Origin of the sequence: Ruegeria spongiae, assembly GCF_023502395.1 — a bacterium.
GTDB lineage: Bacteria > Pseudomonadota > Alphaproteobacteria > Rhodobacterales > Rhodobacteraceae > Ruegeria_C > Ruegeria_C spongiae.
Genome location: NZ_JAMFMB010000002.1, coordinates 1 through 19,638, shown reverse-complemented (window position 1 = coordinate 19,638; position 19,638 = coordinate 1). Strand labels below are relative to the sequence as shown.

General features: G+C 61.7%; 20 protein-coding genes. 15 read left to right on the top strand and 5 right to left on the bottom strand.

The window, feature by feature from the left end:
* Positions 1–4: 4 nt before the first annotated feature.
* The 5 genes from pta to M3P21_RS01940 all read left to right on the top strand — a co-directional run bounded on the left by pta (position 5) and on the right by M3P21_RS01940 (position 6,400).
* Positions 5–1,006, top strand: coding sequence for a phosphate acetyltransferase (gene pta, locus M3P21_RS01960; RefSeq protein ID WP_249706383.1), 1,002 nt, complete (start codon positions 5–7; stop codon positions 1,004–1,006).
* Between the two features lie 102 nt (positions 1,007–1,108).
* Positions 1,109–3,922 (top strand): molybdopterin oxidoreductase family protein, encoded by a 2,814-nt coding sequence (locus M3P21_RS01955; protein WP_249706381.1) that lies wholly within the window; start codon positions 1,109–1,111, stop codon positions 3,920–3,922.
* Positions 3,919–4,767, top strand: a complete 849-nt coding sequence (locus M3P21_RS01950) for an alpha/beta fold hydrolase (protein WP_249706379.1) — start codon at positions 3,919–3,921, stop codon at positions 4,765–4,767. The genes M3P21_RS01955 and M3P21_RS01950 overlap by 4 nt, the downstream gene beginning before the upstream one ends.
* A complete protein-coding gene (locus M3P21_RS01945) occupies positions 4,764–5,528 on the top strand; it encodes a 4Fe-4S dicluster domain-containing protein (RefSeq protein WP_249706377.1) in 765 nt (254 codons plus the stop codon). Before M3P21_RS01950 ends, M3P21_RS01945 begins: the two co-directional genes overlap by 4 nt.
* Entirely contained in the window at positions 5,528–6,400 is an 873-nt protein-coding gene (locus tag M3P21_RS01940; RefSeq protein ID WP_249706375.1) for a dimethyl sulfoxide reductase anchor subunit family protein, read from the top strand. The genes M3P21_RS01945 and M3P21_RS01940 overlap by 1 nt, the downstream gene beginning before the upstream one ends.
* Before the next feature lie 43 nt (positions 6,401–6,443).
* Here M3P21_RS01940 and dapA read toward each other — a convergent pair whose 3' ends face one another.
* The gene (dapA, locus tag M3P21_RS01935) at positions 6,444–7,316 is read right to left on the bottom strand and encodes a 4-hydroxy-tetrahydrodipicolinate synthase (RefSeq protein ID WP_249706372.1); all 873 of its coding nucleotides are present in this window, start codon (positions 7,314–7,316) and stop codon (positions 6,444–6,446) included.
* Positions 7,317–7,444: 128 nt separating this feature from the next.
* Between dapA and M3P21_RS01930 the strand changes: the two genes are divergently transcribed.
* Positions 7,445–9,427 (top strand): lytic transglycosylase domain-containing protein, encoded by a 1,983-nt coding sequence (locus M3P21_RS01930; protein WP_249706370.1) that lies wholly within the window; start codon positions 7,445–7,447, stop codon positions 9,425–9,427.
* Here M3P21_RS01930 and M3P21_RS01925 read toward each other — a convergent pair.
* Positions 9,392–10,270, bottom strand: a complete 879-nt coding sequence (locus M3P21_RS01925; protein WP_249706369.1) for a DMT family transporter — start codon at positions 10,268–10,270, stop codon at positions 9,392–9,394. The genes M3P21_RS01930 and M3P21_RS01925 overlap by 36 nt on opposite strands.
* On the bottom strand, positions 10,267–10,932 hold the full coding sequence (gene mnmC2 / locus M3P21_RS01920; protein ID WP_249706366.1) for a tRNA (5-methylaminomethyl-2-thiouridine)(34)-methyltransferase MnmC2: 666 nt from the start codon (positions 10,930–10,932) through the stop codon (positions 10,267–10,269). Before mnmC2 ends, M3P21_RS01925 begins: the two co-directional genes overlap by 4 nt.
* A 172-nt stretch (positions 10,933–11,104) precedes the next feature.
* On the opposite strand from mnmC2, the gene M3P21_RS01915 reads away from it, so the two are divergent.
* The gene (locus M3P21_RS01915) at positions 11,105–12,145 is read left to right on the top strand and encodes an NAD(P)/FAD-dependent oxidoreductase (RefSeq protein WP_249706364.1); all 1,041 of its coding nucleotides are present in this window, start codon (positions 11,105–11,107) and stop codon (positions 12,143–12,145) included.
* Positions 12,146–12,183: 38 nt separating this feature from the next.
* Here M3P21_RS01915 and M3P21_RS01910 read toward each other — a convergent pair whose 3' ends face one another.
* Both M3P21_RS01910 and M3P21_RS01905 read right to left on the bottom strand, forming a co-directional pair.
* On the bottom strand, positions 12,184–12,723 hold the full coding sequence (locus M3P21_RS01910; protein WP_249706363.1) for an NADPH-dependent FMN reductase: 540 nt from the start codon (positions 12,721–12,723) through the stop codon (positions 12,184–12,186).
* 102 nt (positions 12,724–12,825) lie between these two features.
* A complete protein-coding gene (locus tag M3P21_RS01905) occupies positions 12,826–13,485 on the bottom strand; it encodes a YiaD family glycine zipper/OmpA-like lipoprotein (protein ID WP_249706361.1) in 660 nt (219 codons plus the stop codon).
* Between the two features lie 237 nt (positions 13,486–13,722).
* Here M3P21_RS01905 and M3P21_RS01900 point away from each other — a divergent pair, with 237 nt between their 5' ends.
* The 8 genes from M3P21_RS01900 to M3P21_RS01865 all read left to right on the top strand — a co-directional run bounded on the left by M3P21_RS01900 (position 13,723) and on the right by M3P21_RS01865 (position 19,527).
* Positions 13,723–14,691 carry a cation efflux transmembrane domain-containing protein gene (locus M3P21_RS01900; protein WP_249706359.1) on the top strand — a complete coding sequence of 323 codons (969 nt, stop codon included), beginning with the start codon at positions 13,723–13,725 and terminating at the stop codon, positions 14,689–14,691.
* Positions 14,692–14,745: 54 nt separating this feature from the next.
* Positions 14,746–15,360: a ribonuclease D gene (locus M3P21_RS01895; protein WP_249706358.1), complete on the top strand. Its 615-nt coding sequence runs from the start codon at positions 14,746–14,748 to the stop codon at positions 15,358–15,360.
* Positions 15,357–16,325, top strand: coding sequence for a KpsF/GutQ family sugar-phosphate isomerase (locus M3P21_RS01890; RefSeq protein ID WP_249706356.1), 969 nt, complete (start codon positions 15,357–15,359; stop codon positions 16,323–16,325). The genes M3P21_RS01895 and M3P21_RS01890 overlap by 4 nt, the downstream gene beginning before the upstream one ends.
* An 11-nt stretch (positions 16,326–16,336) precedes the next feature.
* A complete protein-coding gene (locus tag M3P21_RS01885) occupies positions 16,337–16,936 on the top strand; it encodes an LPS export ABC transporter periplasmic protein LptC (protein WP_249706354.1) in 600 nt (199 codons plus the stop codon).
* A 3-nt stretch (positions 16,937–16,939) separates the two neighbouring features.
* Positions 16,940–17,431, top strand: coding sequence for a lipopolysaccharide transport periplasmic protein LptA (gene lptA / locus M3P21_RS01880; RefSeq protein ID WP_249706352.1), 492 nt, complete (start codon positions 16,940–16,942; stop codon positions 17,429–17,431).
* Complete coding sequence (lptB, locus tag M3P21_RS01875) at positions 17,431–18,189, top strand: LPS export ABC transporter ATP-binding protein (RefSeq protein ID WP_249706349.1); 759 nt, start codon at positions 17,431–17,433, stop codon at positions 18,187–18,189. Before lptA ends, lptB begins: the two co-directional genes overlap by 1 nt.
* 247 nt (positions 18,190–18,436) lie before the next feature.
* Positions 18,437–19,000, top strand: a complete 564-nt coding sequence (gene hpf, locus M3P21_RS01870) for a ribosome hibernation-promoting factor, HPF/YfiA family (protein ID WP_249706347.1) — start codon at positions 18,437–18,439, stop codon at positions 18,998–19,000.
* Between the two features lie 62 nt (positions 19,001–19,062).
* The gene (locus tag M3P21_RS01865; protein WP_249706345.1) at positions 19,063–19,527 is read left to right on the top strand and encodes a PTS sugar transporter subunit IIA; all 465 of its coding nucleotides are present in this window, start codon (positions 19,063–19,065) and stop codon (positions 19,525–19,527) included.
* Positions 19,528–19,638 lie beyond the last annotated feature (111 nt).

Sequence of the window (19,638 nt, the reverse complement as noted above, 5' to 3'; positions counted from 1 at the left end):
TCGCGTGAAACCCCTACGCGCGATTCTTGGGGCTGCGACCAGCTCCAACAAGATCATCGCCCTCGCCGAGGGCGATGATCCGCGCGTCGTCGATGGCGCCCTGAAGGCCCGCGCCGACGGGGTGGCGCGGATCATCCTGGCGGGTGATCGGGATAAGGTCACCGCGCTTCTGGCGGAACGCGGCGGCGCTGATGCGGAAGGCATCGAGGTTCACGACCCGGCGCATTCTCCGCATGCCGAAGGATTTGCGACGGCTCTGCATGAGCTGCGCAAACACAAGGGCATGACGCCGGAGCAGGCACGCCAGCAAATCACGCAACGCCTGACATATGCCGCGATGCTGGTGCGTCAGGGACTTGCCGACGGCACCGTCGGCGGCGCGGTGGAAACCACGTCGAACACGGTGCGGGCGGCCCTGCAGATCATCGGCAAGGCGCCGGGTGCCGCCATGGTCTCCAGCTTTTTCCTGATGCTCCACTGCAAGGATCACCACGAGGTCCGCGGTGCGCATATCTTTGCCGATTGCGGCTTGGTGGTCGATCCGAACGCTCAGGAGATGGCCGAAATCGCGCGCGCATCTGCGGCGTCATTTGCAGCGCTGACACAGGAGGCTCCGCGCGTGGCGATGCTGTCTTTCTCGACCTCGGGCAGCGCCAACCACCCCAAGGTTTCAAAGGTTGTCGAGGCGACCCAGATCGCCAAGGCCGCCGATCCCGATCTGCTGATCGACGGCGAGTTGCAGTTCGACGCCGCTTTCGTGCCCGAGGTTGCCGCCAAGAAAGCAGGCGCGTCCCCGCTGCGCGGCCAGGCGAATGTTTTCATCTTCCCCAACCTTGATGCGGGCAACCTGGGTTATAAGATCGCCCAGCGCATTGGCGGGGTCGAGGCGATCGGACCGGTTCTGCAAGGGCTGGCAAAGCCTGCAAATGACCTCTCGCGGGGCTGCTCGGCCGAGGATGTGCTCCATATGATTGCCGTCACCGCAGTGCAGGCACAAAACGCTTAGACCCGGAACAAATGCGCAAAACGCAGGGCAAAAGCGAATTAGATGTTCCGAAAATAACCGAAACATGGGAATGATCGGACCAAAAGCCGACAGGGATCCAAAATGAACCAGCCAGTGCTCGACACGTCGCCGAAGGTTTCTGACGAGGTGCGCAAGACCACCTGCTACATGTGCGCCTGCCGCTGCGGGATCAATGTGCACATGAAAGACGGGAAAGTTGCCTATATCGAAGGCAACCGCGACCATCCGGTCAACAAGGGCGTGCTGTGTGCCAAAGGCTCGGCGGGGATCATGCAGGTCAACGCGCCGTCGCGACTGCGCACGCCGCTGAAACGGGTCGGCCCGCGCGGATCAGGCGAATTCGAAGAGATCAGCTGGGACGAGGCGCTGGAGATCGCCGCTGGTTGGCTGGGTCCCGTCCGCAAGGATGATCCCTCGAAGCTGGCTTTTTTCACCGGTCGCGATCAGTCGCAAAGCTTCACCAGCTTCTGGGCACAGAATTTCGGCACGCCGAACTATGCCGCCCATGGCGGGTTCTGCTCGGTCAACATGGCGGCTGCGGGCATCTACACGATGGGCGGCGCGTTCTGGGAGTTCGGCCAGCCCGATTGGGAACACACCAAGCTGTTCATGCTGTTCGGCGTGGCAGAAGACCATGACAGCAACCCGATCAAGATGGGTATCGGCAAGATCAAGGCCCGTGGCGCGCGGGTGATCGGAGTGAATCCGATCCGCTCGGGCTATAACGCGGTTGCCGATGACTGGGTGGGCATCACGCCCGGCACCGACGGGCTGTTCATCCTGGCGCTGGTGCATGTGCTGATGAAAGCGGGCAAGATCGACCTCGATTATCTCAGCCGCTACACCAATGCACCGGTCTTGGTAAATGCCGCAGAAGGCCCTGAACAGGGTCTGTTTTTGCGCGATTCAGATAGCAAACCGCTGGTCATTGACCGCATCACCGGCAAGCTAACGCCGTTCGACCAAAAAGGCGTGCGCCCGGACCTTTCGGCCACCTATGAAAAAGACGGCGTGACCCATCGCCCGGTCTTCCACCAGATGGCCGAACGGTATCTGAGCGACGAGTACGCCCCCGAGGCGGTTGCCGAGCGCTGCGGTATCTCGGCGGGAAAAATCCGCGCCATTGCCGCCGAACTGGCCCGCGTGGCCTTTGACGAAGCGTTCGAGCTGGACAAGGAATGGACCGACTTCCGGGGCGAGACCCATTCCAAGATGATCGGCCGCCCGGTCTCGATGCATTCGATGCGCGGGATTTCGGCCCATGCCAACGGGTTCCAGACCTGCCGCGCGCTGCATGTGCTGCAGATCATCCTCGGCACGGTCGAGGTGCCCGGCGGGTTCCGGTTCAAACCGCCCTACCCCAAACCGGTCGAGGCCCATCCGGTGCCGCATGTGGGCGTGACGGCAAACCAGCCTCTTGATGGGCCGCATCTGGGTTTTGTGCGCGGGCCCGAGCATCTGGCTCTGAAAGAAGATGGCAGCCCGGCGCGGATCGACAAGGCGTTCACCTGGGAAAATCCGATGTCCAGCCATGGGCTGATGCATATGGTGATCTCGAACGCCCATGCGGGCGATCCCTATAAGATCGACACGTTGTTCATGTATATGGCCAACATGTCGTGGAACTCCTCCATGAACACCAAAGGTGTCATGGAGATGCTGACCGACAAAGATGAGAACGGCGATTATGTGATCCCCCGGATCATCTATTCCGATGCCTATTCCTCGGAAATGGTCGCCTATGCCGACCTGATCCTGCCCGACACCACCTATCTGGAACGCCATGATTGCATCTCGCTGCTCGATCGCCCGATCTGCGAGGCGGATGCGGCGGCGGATGCGATCCGCTGGCCGGTGGTTGAGCCCGACCGCGATGTGCGCGGGTTTCAGACCGTGCTGGTGCAATTGGCCAACAAGCTGGGGCTGCCGGGGTTCACCAACGAGGACGGATCGGCCAAATACACCGACTACGCAGACTACATCGTCAATCACGAGCGCAAGCCGGGCATCGGCCCGCTGGCCGGATTTCGGGGCGAAAACGGTGATCAGGAAGGGCGCGGCGCGGTCAACCCGGACCAGATGAACCGCTATATCGAAAACGGCAGCTTCTATGTCTCGCATATCCCTGATGGTGCGGATTACTACAAGCCGTGGAACAGCGCCTATCAGGACTGGGCGGTGGGCATGGGCATCTATGACAGCCCGCAGCCTTACCTGTTTCAGCTCTATGTAGAGCCTATGCGCAAGTTCCAACTGGCCGCCGAGGGCCATGGCGAACGTCAACCCCCCGATCATCTGCGCGACCAAATCAAGACCACGCTGGACCCGCTGCCGATCTGGTACGAGACCGATCAGACCGGCAATGAGGGCTATACCGTCAACGCACTGACCCAGCGGCCCATGGCGATGTATCACTCCTGGGGGACCCAGAACGCCTGGCTGCGGCAATTGCACGGGCGCAACCCGCTTTATGTGCCGACCAAGCTGATGCACGATCATGGGCTCAGCGATGGCGACTGGGCGCGGGTGTCTTCGCCCCATGGCGCGATCACCGTACCGGTGATGGAGATGGCCTCGCTCAATGAAAACACCGTCTGGACGTGGAACGCCATCGGCAAGCGCAAGGGGGCATGGGCACTCTCGAATGATGCGCCCGAGGCCACCAAAGGGTTCCTGCTGAACCACCTGATCCACGAATTGCTGCCGCCCAAAGGCGACGGGCTGCGCTGGGCCAATTCCGATCCGATCACCGGGCAGGCCGCCTGGTTCGACCTGAAGGTAAAGATCGAGAAGGCCGAAGCTCCAAGCGACGCGCAGAGCCAGCCTGAATTTGCACCGATCAAATCTCCGGTCGGTCAGGGGCCGGACGCGCTGGCCTGGAAAGTCGGAAAATGAGGCAGCACCGGATCACCGGGCATGGGGGTGTCGGGCTGGAGGTTTTTGACCTCGGCCCGGAAGACGCGCCGCCAATCCTGCTGATACATGGCTGGTCGCAGCATCACCTGAGCTGGGTGCGGCAATACCCGCTGGCGCAGGAATTCCGGCTGATCACGCCGGATCTGCGCGGTCATGGCGCTTCGGACAAACCCGAAACGCCCGCCGCCTATAACCATTCGACGCCTTGGGCAGAGGATGTGGCGGCAATCATCGACGCGCTGTCGCTGGACCGTCCCCTGCTGGTTGGCTGGTCCATGGGCGGCGCGGTGGCCGGAGATTATGTCAAGCATTTCGGCGATCAGATGATCTCCGGCTTTTGCCTTGTGGATTCCTTTGTCACGACTGGCTCACATATGGCCGCTGAGGCGCGCAAGGCCCGCCTTGCGGATGACGCCGTTGTGGCCGCCGGAATGACGACAAGCGATCAGGGCGCGAATATTTCGGCCACTTTGGCCTTTGTCAGAGCCTGTTTCCACCAACAACCCGATGCGGATGACCTGGCCAGCATGGTCGGGTTCAACATGCTCTGCCCGCCACATGTCCGCAAAGCCGCGCGGCAACGGGACGAGGATTACCGGCCGTATCTGGGCAAGATGCGCGTCCCGGCGCTGGTCCTGTGGGGCGCGCATGATCGACCCGCGCCGCCGCTGGTCGGACAAGAAGCGGCAGCGGCGATCCCCACGGCCAAGGCACTGATCTATGAGGATTGTGGCCACAGCCCGTTCTGGGAAGAGCCCGATCGCTTCAATGCCGACCTTACACACTTCGCCCGACACTGTTTTGAGATGGAGCCAGGCACATGACCGAGTTACCCACCAATACCAAGCGCAAGATGGGCCTGGTCATAGACCTGGACACCTGCGTCGGATGCCATGCCTGCGTGATTTCCTGCAAAGGATGGAATACCGAGAATTACGGCGCGCCACTCAGTGATCAGGACCCCTATGGGGCCGACCCGTCGGGCACCTTCCTGAACCGGGTCCATTCTTATGAGGTACAACCAGAGTCTGGCCCGGCGCAGCTGATCCATTTCCCGAAATCCTGCCTGCATTGCGAGGATGCGCCCTGCGTCACCGTTTGTCCGACCGGCGCCAGCTATAAGCGGGTCGAGGACGGGATCGTTCTGGTCAATGAAAGCGACTGCATCGGCTGTGGCCTCTGCGCCTGGTCCTGCCCCTATGGCGCACGCGAGTTGGATCAGGCCGAGGGCGTGATGAAGAAATGCACGCTCTGCGTCGACCGCATCTACAACGACAACCTGCCCGAGGAAGATCGCGTGCCGTCCTGCGTGCGCACCTGCCCGGCGGGCGCGCGGCATTTCGGCGATTTCGCTGATCCCGACAGCAATGTCAGCAAACTGAGCGCCGAACGCGGCGGTATGGATCTGATGCCGGAAATGGGCACCAAACCGGTGAACAAGTACCTGCCCCCACGCCCCAAGGACCAGATCGACGAACAGATCGACATTCTTGCGCCACTGCTGGCCCCGGTTGCAGATGAGGCAAGTGGGTTCCTTGGCTGGCTCGACAAGGCCCTCGACAAAATGCCCGGAGGATCTCGCTGATGCATCCCGCACCGTCCGTTATCGTCTTCACCACACTTTCGGGTCTGGGTTTTGGCCTGCTGTTCTTTCTGGGTCTCGGTCTGCCCGATGTCACCGGTTGGGTCGCCTTTACCTTCTTTGCCATCGCTTATGCACTGGCAGTAGGCGGGCTCATGGCGTCGACCTTCCATCTTGGACATCCCGAACGGGCGATGAAGGCCTTCACGCAATGGAGGTCCAGTTGGCTCAGCCGCGAGGGCTGGTGCGCGGTGATTGCGCTGGTTCTGATGGGCCTCTATGCGCTGGGTGTGGTATTTCTGGGTCAGAGATGGGGCTTATTGGGCCTGTTAGGCTCTGTTTTTTCGGCTTTGACCGTTTTCACCACCTCGATGATCTATACGCAGTTGCGCACCATCCCGCGCTGGAACATGAAGCTGACACCAGCCATGTTCCTGTCCTTCAGTCTGGCAGGCGGGGCGTTGCTGGCCGGGCAGGTCGGATTCGCGTTTCCCTTGCTGCTGATCGCGGCGTTGGTGCAGTTGGGCTACTGGCAGATGGGCGACCGGGCATTGGCGGCCTCGGGCACCGATCTGGGCACCGCAACCGGCTTGGGCGCGCGTGGCCGCGTTCGTGCCTTCGAGCCACCGCATACCGGCACCAATTATCTGCTGCGTGAATTCGTGCATGTGGTGGGCCGCAAGCATAGCGACAGGTTGCGGATCATCGCCTTTGGACTGGCCTTCGTGCTGCCGGCGCTGCTGTTGCTGCTGCCGTTCAACCATCTCTTTGCGCTGATGGCAGTGCTATCGCATCTGGCGGGCGTCGCCACCTCGCGCTGGCTGTTCTTTGCACAGGCCGAACATGTGGTCGGGCTGTATTACGGCAAGCGCTGAAGACGGTTGAGGAGGGGAAGTTCCCCCCTCGGCCTTAGAGACCTTAGATCAGACCCGCGCGTGTCATGGCGGCATCAATGGCCGCTTTGGTGCTGTCTTCGAGGTCGGTGAGTGGCAGACGCACCTCTTCGGAACAGAGGTCCAGCTTGCTCATGGCGTATTTCGCGCCGACCAGCCCGGGTTCCATGAAGATCGCCTCATGCAACGGCATCAGCTTGTCCTGATAGTCGAGCGCGGCAGCGTAATCGCCGCGCAGCGTGGCCTGCTGGAACTCGGCGCACAGGCGCGGCGCGACATTTGCCGTGACCGAGATACAGCCGACGCCGCCATGGGCATTGAAGCCCAGCGCGGTGGCATCCTCGCCCGAGAGCTGGATGAAATCCTTGCCGCAACTCGCACGCTGCTGGCTGACACGCGCCAGATCGCCGGTCGCGTCCTTGACGCCGATTATACGCGGCAGTTGCGCCAGTTCGCCCATGGTTTCGGGCGTCATGTCAACGATCGAGCGGCCGGGAATATTGTAGATGACGATCGGCACATCGGCGCAATCATGCAGCGCGGTGTAATGCGCCACCATGCCCCGCTGGGTTGGCTTGTTGTAATAGGGTGTGACCACAAGCGCCGCATCCGCACCGACGCGCGCGGCAAACTCGACAAAGCGGATCGCTTCGATCGTATTGTTCGATCCCGCCCCCGCGATGACCGGAACACGGCCTGCGGCGGTTTTGACGACTTCTTCGATCACGGATTCATGCTCGTCGTGGCTCAGCGTTGGGCTTTCGCCGGTGGTTCCCACGGGCACCAGACCGGTCGATCCCTCGCTGATATGCCACTCGACCAGACGTTTGAGCGTTTCCAGATCGAGCTCGCCGTTGCGGAACGGGGTGACGAGGGCAGGCATTGAGCCTTTGAACATGGAACGCTCCCTAGAATTCGGTCACGACGCACGGAATGCGCGCCAATCAAGCGCACCGGCACAAATGGGAGTTGATCCCGGCGGCGCACGGCTTATCGTGAAAGGCTCTAGCCTTGGTTTGTCGGGAAATGCAAGTGATCTCACGCGTTCTGTCTGCTCTTGTCGTTCTAATTGGCGTTGGTTTCTCGGCTTCGGGGCCTTTGTGGGCGGATTCCGCCGGTGATCTGCGTGCCGGGTTGGCGCAGATGCGCAAGGGTGACTGGAACGAAGCGCTGCGGGTTTCGGGTCGGCGCGGGTCGGCGTCGCGCGATGTCATCGTCTGGCATTGGCTGCGCAGCGGGTTCGGCAGTTCCGGTGATGTGCTGGTGTTTCTGGACCGCCGCGCGGATTGGCCGGGGCTGGACTGGCTGCGCCGCAAGAGCGAGCCCAGCTTCACCAATGGTGATCCCGATCGGGTGCTGAGCTTTTATGCCGGAAAGCCACCGCAGACCGCCGAAGGGGCGCTGAACTATGCCGTGGCGCTGAAAGCGACGGGGCATCAGGGCGATGCCGAGGCGGAACTGGTCAAGGCCTGGCGCACCATGCCGATGGGCAGCGGCTTGCAGAAGGATTATCTGGAGAATTTCGGCCGCCTGCTGAAACCGCATCACAGCGCGCGGCTCGACCGGTTGCTCTGGGACGGGCATATGGTCAGCGCCAAGCGGATGTTGCCGCTGGTCGGGTCCGGCCAGCAGAAGCTGGCCGAGGCACGGATCGCCCTGCGCGACATGGCGCCCGGGGTGGACGGCAAGATCAAGGCGATCCCCGCAGAATTGACGGATTCACCGGGGCTGGCTTATGAGCGGTTCGTCTGGCGCGACCGCAAAGAGCTGGACGACAGCGCCATTGATCTGATGCTGGAACGCTCCTCCAGTGCGGACGCATTGGGAGAGCCTGATCAATGGGCCGAGCGCCGCCGCCGCCTGACCCGGCTGGAGATGCGCAATGGCGACCCCAAACGCGCCTATCGTATGGCCGCGCGCCATCACATGACGCCGGATATGGGCTATGCCTATGCCGATCTGGAATGGCTTGCGGGCTATATCGCCCTGCGTCGCCTGAACGACCCCAACACCGCTGCACAGCATTTCGAGCGTTTCGATGCGGCGATCCGGTCACCGATCTCGAAAGGGCGCGCGGGCTATTGGAAGGGGCGGGCCTATGCCGCCGCTGGCGATACTGACAAGGCGCATGAGGCCTATGCGATGGGGGCGGAGTACCAGACCTCGTTCTACGGGTTGCTGGCAGCCGAGCAGATCGGGCGGCCGTTCGACGCTGATCTGGCCAATCCGCCCAATCATCCGCCCTGGCAGGATGCCGCATTCACCAATTCCAGCGTGCTGGAGGCAGGTCTGCTGTTGCAACAGATCGGCGAGCGGGACCTGGCTGAGCGATTTCTGACCCATCTGGCTGAAAGCCTCGACCCGGTGCAGGCGGCGCAACTGGGCGAGATGGCCATCGACAAGGGTGAATCGCATCTGGCGGTGATGATCTCGAAACGTGCGGCGCGCACCGGTCAGGTGCTGCATTCGGCCTATTATCCGGTGCATCCGGTCGCCAAACTGAACCTGCCGATGGCCAAGGAAATGACCCTTGCCATTGCCCGTCGGGAAAGCGAATTCGATCCGGTGGTGATCAGCGGCGCAGGTGCGCGCGGGCTGATGCAGGTGATGCCCACCACGGCCAAGCTGGTGGCCAAGGATCTGGGCGTGTTGGGCGGGCACCGGACCGACCGGCTGACGTCGGACTGGAAATACAACGCCAAGCTGGGCGCGAATTACCTGGCCGGTCTTGCCGGTGATTTCAACGGCAATGTCGTCATGATGGCCGCCGGGTATAATGCCGGTCCGCGCCGCCCGATCTCGTGGATGCGGCGCTTCGGCGATCCGCGGCGCAGTTCCGTGGACATGGTGGACTGGATCGAACACATCCCTTTCAAGGAAACCCGGAATTACGTCATGCGTGTCACCGAAAGCCTGCCGGTCTACCGGGCGCGGCTGGGGCAGGACCCGCTGCCGGTGCCATTCTCTGCCGAGCTATCGGGCTCGACCCTGAGCGCGTTCGCGCCATAAGGTGAACAGCCCCGCCGCAACGATCAGCGCAGCGCCGATAACCACGGATGTTCTGAGGTGCTCACCAAAGATGGTGATGCCCAGGATAGAACTCCACAGCAGGTGGAAATAGGCAAAGGGCTGCACCGCGCTGGCTTCGGCCATCTCATAGCATTTGATCAGCACCCAATGACCCAGCGCGCCGCTGACGCAAAGCGTGGCCATCCAGCCCCAGTCCGAAGGAGCCATGGGCTGCCAGAACCAGAGCCCGACGCAGGTCATCGCAACCGCGCCCGAGACACCGGTCCAGAAAAAGCTGGTCTCGGTGCTGTCGCGCCGCGCGGCGTAGCGGGTCAGCAGGCCATAAAGCGCGAACATCAGGGCCGAAATCAGCGGGATCACCGCCCAGATATTGAATACGCCGCTACCGGGTTGCAGGATGATCAGAACACCGATGCAGCCCACTGCAATCGCCATCCAGCGCCGCCAGCCGACCCGTTCGCCCAGAATTGGCCCACTTAGGGCCGCGATGATGAGCGGATAACAAATGAAGACCGCCATGCTGTCGATCAGGCCCAGAATGGTGAACCCGAAGACCGCCACGCAGACCTCGGCAGCCAGAAGCAACCCCCGCAGGATCTGCAAGCCCGGTTGCTCGGTGCGTGCCGCCGCCCGCACGCCATCGGATCGCCGCGCCGCAAGCGCCACCACAAAAGCCGCGAAGAACCAATAGCGGATCATCACCACCATGTAGGTGTTGTACGCCCCCGCCAGATGGCGCGAGATCCCGTCCTGCAGGGCAAAGATCACCGTCGCGGCAAGCATCAGCGCGATGCCCGCAGGGACGTTGTTTTGCTGACTCATGCCTTCACCGCGCGGGTCATATGTCGCTTGCGGCCATAACCTTGGGTACGAGTGACGGAAAATCCCGCATCTTCCAGCCCACGTCGGACAAAACCTGCCGCCGTATAGGTCGCCGCCGTGCCGCCGATCCGCGTATGCTTTGCCACTTGCGCCATCAGGTCCGGCTGCCACAGCTCAGGATTGCGCGCGGGAGAGAACCCGTCGAGGAACCAGGCATCTGCCTGCGCCGTCCACGCGCCGAGCGTTTCGCGCGCATCGCCGTGGATGACATTCAGGTGCAGGGTGTCCAGTTTGCAACACTGCCCGTCCCAACCGTTCAAAAACCGGTCCGTCCAGGGCGCGATTTCAGGAAAGGCGGCGAGCGCGCGCGCCATTTCCGCCTGCTCCATCGGAAACGCTTCGAAACTGGTGAAGTGCAGCGGCGTGGTTTGCCCGCTGCGCTCCCATTCGGACCAGACGGTCAACATGTTGAGCCCGGTGCCAAAGCCCAGTTCCGCGATGTGAAACCCCGGTGCAAAGCGCCCTGGCAGATCATTGCCGGACAGAAACACGTGGCGCGTTTCCTCCAACCCGTTCTGGAGCGAGAAATAGGGATCGTCGAAACGCTCCGACACCGGCACCCCGGCCTCGGTCCAGCTGAGTTCCGCGCGCTGGTCATTCATGGCATGATCTACCCGTTCCTTGACGCGCCGTCTGTTCCGAGAACCGTTTCACCGTTTCTGGATTGCGCATAAATCTTTTGGCGCGCAATTTGATCCGAAAACCGGTTCCCACTTTTCGGATTGCGCTCAGGAGCTGTCCGCAACGGCGCGACACTGGAGAAAGGCGGCGATCTTGGCAAGCATCGATATCACCATTCGCGGGGCGGGCATTTTCGGACTGTCGATTGCGTGGATCTGCGCCCGGCGCGGCGCGCATGTCCGGGTGGTGGACCCGAACGGCCCGGGTGCAGGATCGTCGGGTGGGCTGGTCGGGGCGCTTGCCCCGCATGTGCCCGAGAACTGGAACGCCAAGAAAGCCTTTCAACTCGACAGTCTGTTGCTGGCCGATCCGTTCTGGCGCGATGTCGAGGCGACTGGCGGGGTATCGCCGGGCTATGCACGGCTGGGGCGGTTGCAGCCGATTGCCGATGACAAAGCGCTGCATCTGGCACGCGCGCGAGAAGCTTCGGCCAGGGAGCTCTGGCAAGGCAAGGCTGAATGGTCGGTGCGCCCGGTGTCCGACGTGGGAAACTGGGCGCCTGCCTCGCCCACCGGTTACGTGATCCACGACACGCTGACCGCCCGCATGCACCCCCGCCGCGCCTGCGCCGCCCTGAGCGCTGCGCTGACCGCATTGGGCGCGCAGGTCGTGACTGAGGCCGAGGATTCCGGTCAGGTTCTGCACGCGACCGGCGTTCACGGGCTGGAGGAGTTAAGCCGCGCCTTTGGCAAGACGGTGGGAAATGGCGTCAAGGGGCAGGCCGCGCTGTTGCGGTTCAATGCAGGTGAGGTGCCGCAGATCTTTGCCGATGCGGTGCATATCGTGCCCCATGCGGATGGCACGGTGGCCATCGGGTCAACCTCGGAACGGGACTATGACGACCCCGGCACGACCGATGCCGCGCTGGACGAGGTGCTGGACCGGGCCACACGCGCCCTGCCCGTCCTGCACGGGGCCGAGGTGATCGAACGTTGGGCCGGTGTCCGGCCCCGGTCACGCAGCCGCGCGCCGATGCTGGGGGCGCATCCGCTGCATGATGGTCAGTTCATCGCCAATGGTGGCTTCAAGATCGGCTTTGGCATGGCCCCGAAAGTGGCGCAGGTGATGGCCGATCTGATGCTGGAGGGCAAAGACCACATCCCCGAGGATTTCCAGCCCGAAAAGTCACTTTAGAGGCCGGAAGACCTGAAAAAAGGACCTAACAAGGGCAATCAGCCAATCTGGGCACGCAATTTCTCCATCAACGCCTGCAGCGATTTCTCATAGCGTTCATTCTTCAAACGACCATCGTCGTGGAACTCGGCCGAACTGCTGGCCAGATGCACCTCGGGACCGGTGATCAGACGCGGCTGGAACGGCACCAGAAAGCTGCGCAGGATCATCTGCGACCGCTCGCCGCCAGCGCGGCCCGCGGCGGCAGACATCACCGCGACCGGTTTGTCGGCCCAGGGGTTGCCCTTGGTCCGGCTCACCCAGTCCAGCGCGTTCTTCAGCACGCCGGAAGGACCCTTATTGTACTCCGGGGTCGCGATCACGATGGCATGGGCCCGCGCGATCTGATCGGCCAGCACCTGTACCGAGTCGGGGATGCCCTCTCCGGTTTCCAGATCACCGTCATAGAGCGGCAGATTCAGATCGCCCTCGATGAACTCGGAGGGGCCAAACAGCCGCACCGCCTCGCGCATGAGCTTGCGATTGGTGGCCTCGCGCCGCAGCGATCCGGAAATACCAACAAGAACGGGGGTCGACATGCTAAATCTCCATCAGATGCGTTTGCCCTGATCTAGCGCGAAGACGGGCAAGGCCAAAGCCCTGCCCGCGCGCATCAGATGTTGAGAATTGCAGAGCCGCGATCAGGATTTGCGCGGAATGATATAGATCTCGACGCGCCGGTTCTGCGCCTTGCCGCCCGCCGTCAGGTTCGAGGCGATAGGCACCTCTTCGCCGCGTCCGATGATGGTGATCCGGTTATAGGTCACGCCACCGGCCTGCAGGATATCGGCGACCGAGTTTGCGCGCCGCTCGGACAGGTTCAGGTTATACCCGGCATCGCCGTCGCTGTCGGTATGGCCGACCACCTGAATGGTCGAGTCTGGGTAGCGCAGCAGGTTCTGGGCCACCTTGTTCACTTCGCTCCGCAAGGCGGGACGCACGGTGGCGCTGTCAGTGTCAAAGGTGATGTCGCTGGGCAGTGAAACCAGCAGGCGGTCGCCCTGGTTGACGATGGTGATGCCGTCATTGGCCAGTTGCTGGCGCAGTTCGGCGGCCTGTTTGTCCAGTTGGTTGCCAGCGATGCCACCGGCGGCTGCGCCAATCGCGGCCCCGGCCAGGGCGCCAAGGCCTGGATCAGAATCATTGGCGATCGCGCCGACACCCGCCCCGACGATCCCGCCGATCAGGGCGCCCTGCTTGGTGTTCTTGTTCGGATCGGTCTGAGAGGCCAGGGTCGCCGGATCGGTACAGGCACCCAGGGCAACAAGGGCAACGGCTGCGGTAATCTTTACGCTTTTCATGGGAACGGTCACTTTCTGCTCGGTGCGCCACTTTTCGGCGCGGGACTATGTTTCTGCCTCGTTATATCACGCCGAACCGCAACCGGCTCAAGCGGAATGGGGCAATCATCGGCAGATAGCCGCGCAATTCAACATCATTCTTGCGTGATCATGTGGCCCGTCAGACGTGCTATCCGATTGACCAAGCGTGCGTTTCGCGGATTGATACGGGCAAACCCGCCCAAAAGAGAGGTCCCGATGTCACACGCCACGAGCGCCGCGCACAGCGAGGCCCGCGCCTTTCGCCTCAGCATGGCCGCGAACCTGCTGATGGGGGCCGCCGGAGTGATCACAGCGGTGCTGTCGAACTCGCAGGCCATTCTGGTGGACGGGCTGTTTTCGCTGGTGGGCTTTGTTGCGGGCTATTTCGCCCTGCGCATCCGCAAGCGCGTCGATGCCATACCGGACCGGCACCGCCCCTGGGGCTATGCGGCGGACGAGGCGATCTTTACTACCTTCCGTGCCCTGTCGCTGCTGGGTGTGGTGATCTTCGCCATCCTCGGGGCGGCCACGCGGATCTATGCCTATCTGATGGGCAAACCCATCCCCGAGGTCCAGATGGGGCCGGTCATCATCTATTTTCTGGGGATTAGTGCCACATGTCTGGCGCTCTGGGCGTTTCACTATATGGCGTGGCGCAAAGGCGGGAAGGTCAGCGGCATGCTGCGGATCGAGGCCAGCTCTGCCGCATTTGACGGGGCGGTGACGATGGTGGCGGGGATTGGCCTGATCGGTGTCTATTATTTGCGTGATAGCGTGCTTGCCCCCATCACACCAATCGGGGACTCGCTGATCGTCATGTTGCTGTGTGGCTTTGCCATCACCACCTACTGGACCAGCTTCACCAGCGGGTTGGCCGAACTGGCCGGGGCCACCGCACCACCATCCGAGGTGGTCAAGGCGCGTCGGGCCCTGCGAGGCGTAATGGCGGACTGGCCGGGTGAAGTGATCGATTTTGCGCTCAGCAAGCTGGGCCGCTCCTATCAGGTAGCAATCTACCTGACACCGGCACGCGCCCTGACCGGGACTGAGGTCGACCAACTGACCCACCAGGCCACACGCGCGCTGGCCCCGGTGTTGGACCGGGCGGATGTATTTGTGATCATCTCGGATCATGGCCGCCATCTGCCGGGTCCGGGCCAGCCCGCCAGTGATCGGCCCGGTTGAGTTCAGGGGCAAAACACCCTATCTCGGGCCGGGTATGTAACGAAGGACCTGCCGGTGGCAAATCATCTCTATAAAAACGATCTGCCCGACGGGCTGGACCTTGGGCCGGTGGTGGCCATCGATTGCGAGACTATGGGGCTGAACCCGCATCGCGACCGGCTCTGCGTCATTCAGATGTCGGGCGGCGACGGCAACACGCATATCATTCAGGTCGAGAAGGGCCAGACAGAGGCCCCCAATCTTTGTGCCATGCTGACCGATCCGAACGTGCTGAAACTGTTTCATTTCGGACGCTTCGACATTGCCGCGATGTATCACGCCTTTGGCGCGCTGGCGGCTCCGGTTTATTGCACCAAGATCGCCAGCCGGCTGATCCGCACCTATACCGACCGGCACGGGCTCAAGAACCTGTGTCAGGAATTGCTGGGCGTCGATATCTCGAAACAGCAGCAGATGAGCGACTGGGGGGCCGAGACCCTGAGCGATGCGCAGCTGGACTATGCGGCCTCGGATGTTCTCTATCTGCATCAACTGCGCGACAGGCTGAACGAACGGCTTGATCGCGAGGGACGCAGCGACATCGCGCAGTCCTGCTTTGACTTTCTTCCCACCCGCGCCCGGCTGGATCTGGCCGGGTGGCCGGAAACGGACATTTTTGCACATTCATGACTGACTCAAACACCCTTCTGACCACCGCCCGGCAAGTCATCATCGACGAAGCAAAAGCGCTTGAGGTGCTCTGCGACGGGCTGGATGACCGCTTTGAGCAGGCGGTGCAGATGATCCTCGACGCCACTGGACGTGTGATCGTCAGCGGCATCGGCAAATCGGGCCATATCGGACATAAGATCGCGGCAACGCTGGCCAGCACCGGCACGCCCGCCTATTTCGTGCATCCTGCCGAGGCCAGCCATGGCGATCTGGGGATGCTGTCGAAGGGAGACGTGGTGCTGGCGATCTCGAACTCGGGCGAGGCGCCGGAGCTGGCCAATCTGCTGGCCTTCACCCGCCGCTTTGGCATTCCGCTGATCGGGTTGTCGAGCAAGCCGGAAAGCACGCTGATGAAAGAGGCCGACGTGCATCTGCTGATCCCGTCGCTGGGCGAGGCCTGCGGCTATGGGATCGTGCCCTCGATTTCGACCACGCTGACGCTGGCGATGGGCGATGCGCTGGCGATCGCGCTGATGAAATACCGCGATTTCCGGCCCGAGAATTTCCGTGACTTCCACCCCGGCGGCAAGCTGGGGGCGCGGCTCAGCAAGGTCAGCGATCTGATGCACGCGGACGCGCCAATCGTCAAATCCGGGACTCTGATGGGCGAAGCGCTCTTGGTGATGAGTCAGAAAGGGTTTGGCGTTGTCGGAGTGGCCGATACGCAAGGCCGATTGTTGGGTATCGTAACGGACGGCGATCTCAGGCGCCATATGCAGGGGCTATTGGGTCTAACCGTTGATGAAGTAATGACTGCAAACCCCCGTACCATCGGACCAGACGAACTGGCCGAGAAAGCAGTGGCGCTGATGACGATGCCCACGCCCAAGATCACCTGCCTCTTTGTCGTGGACCCTGCTGAGGACGGCCAGGCCAGGGGAATTTTGCACATCCACGACTGCCTACGCGTCGGCCTGGGCTGAGGGGCGGCAAAGTGGACAGCCATTCCCGTCTGGTGCAGCTCTTGAAGGTGCTGCTGCCGCTTGCGGCTTTGGGATTGTTGTCCACCCTTTTCCTGCTGTCAGATAGTGTCGATCCCGAATCCTCGATCCCCTTCGCCGAAGGCGATGTGATCGAACGCATCCGCGACCAGCAGATCACCGAGCCGTTTTTCAGCGGCGTCACCGACAAGGGCGAGGAAATCCAGTTCACCGCCGATTCGGTAAGCCCCGGCGGCACCTACAACCCCGCCGAGGCCCGCAACCTGCGCGCGCGGCTGACGCTGAACAATGGCGGTCACATCAACCTGACCTCTGACACCGGCCACCTGTCGATGGAAACCGAGATGGCGACCTTTACCGGAGATGTGGTCATCACCACCGCTGACGGGCTTGAAGTGACGACGGATCTGCTCAGCACCTCGACCCGCGAAGTGGCCGGCAACGCTCCGGGCGAGGTCGAGGGCCACGGTCCGATCGGGGAATTTACTGCCGGAAGCATGGAGTTGGGTCCAAAAAGTGACGGCGGACCCATCCATGTTCTTTTCACAAACGGCGTTAAGCTGTTATACGACCCTAAGAAATCCGAAAGATAAGCTGTGAACCATTTTCGTACCCTGTTTCTGTGTGTGTTATTTGCCCTGTTCGGGGCAGCGGTTGCGGCGCAGGGTGCCAATGTCGCCTTTGGCGCGGTCAAGGCCGACCCGAGCCTGCCGGTCGAAGTCACCGCCGACAATCTCGATGTCAATCAGGAGGACGGATCGGCCGAGTTCACCGGCAATGTCTTTATCTCGCAGGGCGAAATGAAGCTGTCGGCCAAGCGGGTTCTGGTGATCTACGAAAAGGAAAAGTCCGGCATTCAGCGGATGGAGGCGACCGGAGACGTAGTGCTGGTCAGCGGACCGGATGCGGCGCAGGCCGACCGCGCCGACTATACGATCGAAACCGGTGTCATCGTCATGACCGGCGACGTGTTGCTGACGCAGGGCCAGAACACGGTGACCTCGAACGAGATGGTGGTCAATCTGGTGACCGGAACGGCGCAGATGGCCGGTCGCGTCAAAACCATCCTGAAACCGGATGGAAACTGATGGCACGGGCTGATCTGACAGTGACCGAGGGCAAATCCGGCCTCAGGATCGACAAGCTGCGCAAGTCCTACAGCAAGCGCACGGTGATCCGCGATGTCTCGATGTCGCTGGGCCGTTCCGAGGTGGTGGCCCTGCTGGGGCCGAACGGCTCGGGCAAGACAACCACCTTTTACGCCATTGCCGGGCTGGTATTTCCCGAGGCCGGGACCGTCACCATCGACAGCCAGAATGTCACCACTCTGCCGATGTATCGCCGCGCGCGGTTGGGGATCGGTTACCTGCCACAGGAAATGTCGATCTTTCGCGGGCTGAGTGTCGAGGACAATATCTCGGCCGTACTCGACGTGGCCGAGAAGCACGGCCACAAGCGCAAGGAGCGGCTCGAAGAACTGCTCTCTGACTTTTCAATCGAACACCTGCGCCGCGCGCCTGCGCTGGCGCTGTCGGGCGGCGAACGCCGCCGGGTCGAGATCGCCCGCTGTCTGGCCGCCAAACCGAAATACCTGCTGCTGGACGAACCTTTTGCCGGGGTCGACCCGATCAGCGTCGGAGATATCCGGCACCTCGTGGCCGATCTCAAGAAACGCGGAATCGGTGTTTTGATCACCGACCACAATGTGCGCGAAACGCTCGAGATCGTGGACCGCGCCTATATCCTGCATGACGGGCAGGTTCTGATGTCCGGAACGCCTGCCGAAGTGGTCAACAATGAGAACGTGCGCCGAGTCTACCTTGGCGAGAACTTCCGCATCACATGATCTGGGAAAATCTGCTGGTATCAAGCGGTGAAATCTGCCCTTTTCGACCCGGTTGCCATTGACTCTCCGCCCGTCTCTTGCCTCAATTGGGGCATGGCAGAGCTGTGCTTTATCACGGGTTCCAGATGTCCCTTCCACGGGGGAAAAACCGCTCATGAACCGCACGCCATGCCTGACCCCACCGCCCGCAAGTAACGACACACCGGTTTTCGGTGTGAACACGGGCGTGAATTGTGAAGGAGATCACATGCGTTACCAGATCAGCGGAAAACAGATTGATATTGGCGAATCTCTGCAGACTCATGTGCAGACGGAACTTGGCGAGGTCATCCAGAAATATGCCCAGCGCCCAACCGATGCCAATGTCGTGTTTTCACGCTCGGCGCATGAATATGTATGCGAAACCACGGTGCATCTGTCGACCGGCCTGACTGCCCAGGCCAAGGCCCATGCCACTGAAATCTATGCAGCATTTGAGGGGTGCTGCGCCAAGATGGAAACCCAGCTGCGCAGATACAAGCGCAGGTTGAAGGACCACCACAAGGATCGCTCGGAGCCGGTTGAACTTTTCGGAGCATCGTCCTATATCCTCGCTTCCGAAGAATCGGGCGAGGCTGCGGAACCCGCGTCGCTGCAACCCATCATTGTGGCGGAAATGGAAACGCAGATTCCATCCCTGTCGGTAGGTGAGGCAGTGATGCAGATGGAACTGGCGGGCGCCCCGGTGCTGGTGTTTCGGAACGAGAACAAAGATGGGTTGAACGTCGTGTATCGCCGCGAAGACGGCAACATCGGCTGGATCGATCCGTAATAGGCAAGAAACGAACAAAGGTGTCACCGCAAGCGGTGACACAAAATGTGGAGCAAGCACAGATGGAGCTTTCAAGCATCCTCAGACCCGAAGCCGTGAGGGTATTCTCAACGGCTTCGAGCAAGAAGCGTTTGTTTCAGGAGATCGCTGATCTGGCATTCGCCACACTTGGTCAGAATCCAGAAACAACGGTCGAAGCCTTGCTGGAACGCGAGAGCCTTGGGCCAACCGGCGTTGGGCACGGCGTGGCCCTGCCCCATGCCCGCCTGTCTACGCTTGACCGGGTATCGGGTGTGTTCATCCTGCTGGAGAAACCGATCGACTTCGGGGCGGTGGACCGGGCCCCCGTCGATATCGCCTTTGCGCTTTTTGCGCCCGAAGACGCGGGCGTCGACCACCTTAAGGCGCTGGCACTGGTGTCCCGCACGTTGCGGGACCAGTCGATCTGCAACAAGCTCAGGGCCAATCTGGACCCTGCCAAGCTCTATGCCATTCTGACCGAGGCGCATCCCGTTCAGGCGGCCTGAGAAAGGCAGTTCTTTCAGCGCTACTCACCGCAGCCCGAAAAATGCTGGTCACGAATAAATTTTTTGTGGTCACTACGCTTCGACCTTCGTCTGGAAGAATAGAAACACAGA

Bases quoted from the DNA above. Each gene is read 5' to 3' on its own strand.
- hpf (WP_249706347.1), top strand. From the start codon at position 18,437: ATGCGTTACCAGATCAGCGGAAAACAGATTGATATTGGCGAATCTCTG.
- M3P21_RS01865 (WP_249706345.1), top strand. From the start codon at position 19,063: ATGGAGCTTTCAAGCATCCTCAGACCCGAAGCCGTGAGGGTATTCTCA.
- lptB (WP_249706349.1), top strand. From the start codon at position 17,431: ATGGCACGGGCTGATCTGACAGTGACCGAGGGCAAATCCGGCCTCAGG.
- M3P21_RS01930 (WP_249706370.1), top strand. From the start codon at position 7,445: ATGCAAGTGATCTCACGCGTTCTGTCTGCTCTTGTCGTTCTAATTGGC.
- M3P21_RS01910 (WP_249706363.1), bottom strand. From the start codon at position 12,723: ATGTCGACCCCCGTTCTTGTTGGTATTTCCGGATCGCTGCGGCGCGAG.
- M3P21_RS01890 (WP_249706356.1), top strand. From the start codon at position 15,357: ATGACTGACTCAAACACCCTTCTGACCACCGCCCGGCAAGTCATCATC.
- mnmC2 (WP_249706366.1), bottom strand. From the start codon at position 10,932: ATGAATGACCAGCGCGCGGAACTCAGCTGGACCGAGGCCGGGGTGCCG.
- M3P21_RS01905 (WP_249706361.1), bottom strand. From the start codon at position 13,485: ATGAAAAGCGTAAAGATTACCGCAGCCGTTGCCCTTGTTGCCCTGGGT.
- M3P21_RS01955 (WP_249706381.1), top strand. From the start codon at position 1,109: ATGAACCAGCCAGTGCTCGACACGTCGCCGAAGGTTTCTGACGAGGTG.
- M3P21_RS01940 (WP_249706375.1), top strand. From the start codon at position 5,528: ATGCATCCCGCACCGTCCGTTATCGTCTTCACCACACTTTCGGGTCTG.
- M3P21_RS01900 (WP_249706359.1), top strand. From the start codon at position 13,723: ATGTCACACGCCACGAGCGCCGCGCACAGCGAGGCCCGCGCCTTTCGC.
- M3P21_RS01925 (WP_249706369.1), bottom strand. From the start codon at position 10,270: ATGAGTCAGCAAAACAACGTCCCTGCGGGCATCGCGCTGATGCTTGCC.
- dapA (WP_249706372.1), bottom strand. From the start codon at position 7,316: ATGTTCAAAGGCTCAATGCCTGCCCTCGTCACCCCGTTCCGCAACGGC.
- M3P21_RS01945 (WP_249706377.1), top strand. From the start codon at position 4,764: ATGACCGAGTTACCCACCAATACCAAGCGCAAGATGGGCCTGGTCATA.
- M3P21_RS01950 (WP_249706379.1), top strand. From the start codon at position 3,919: ATGAGGCAGCACCGGATCACCGGGCATGGGGGTGTCGGGCTGGAGGTT.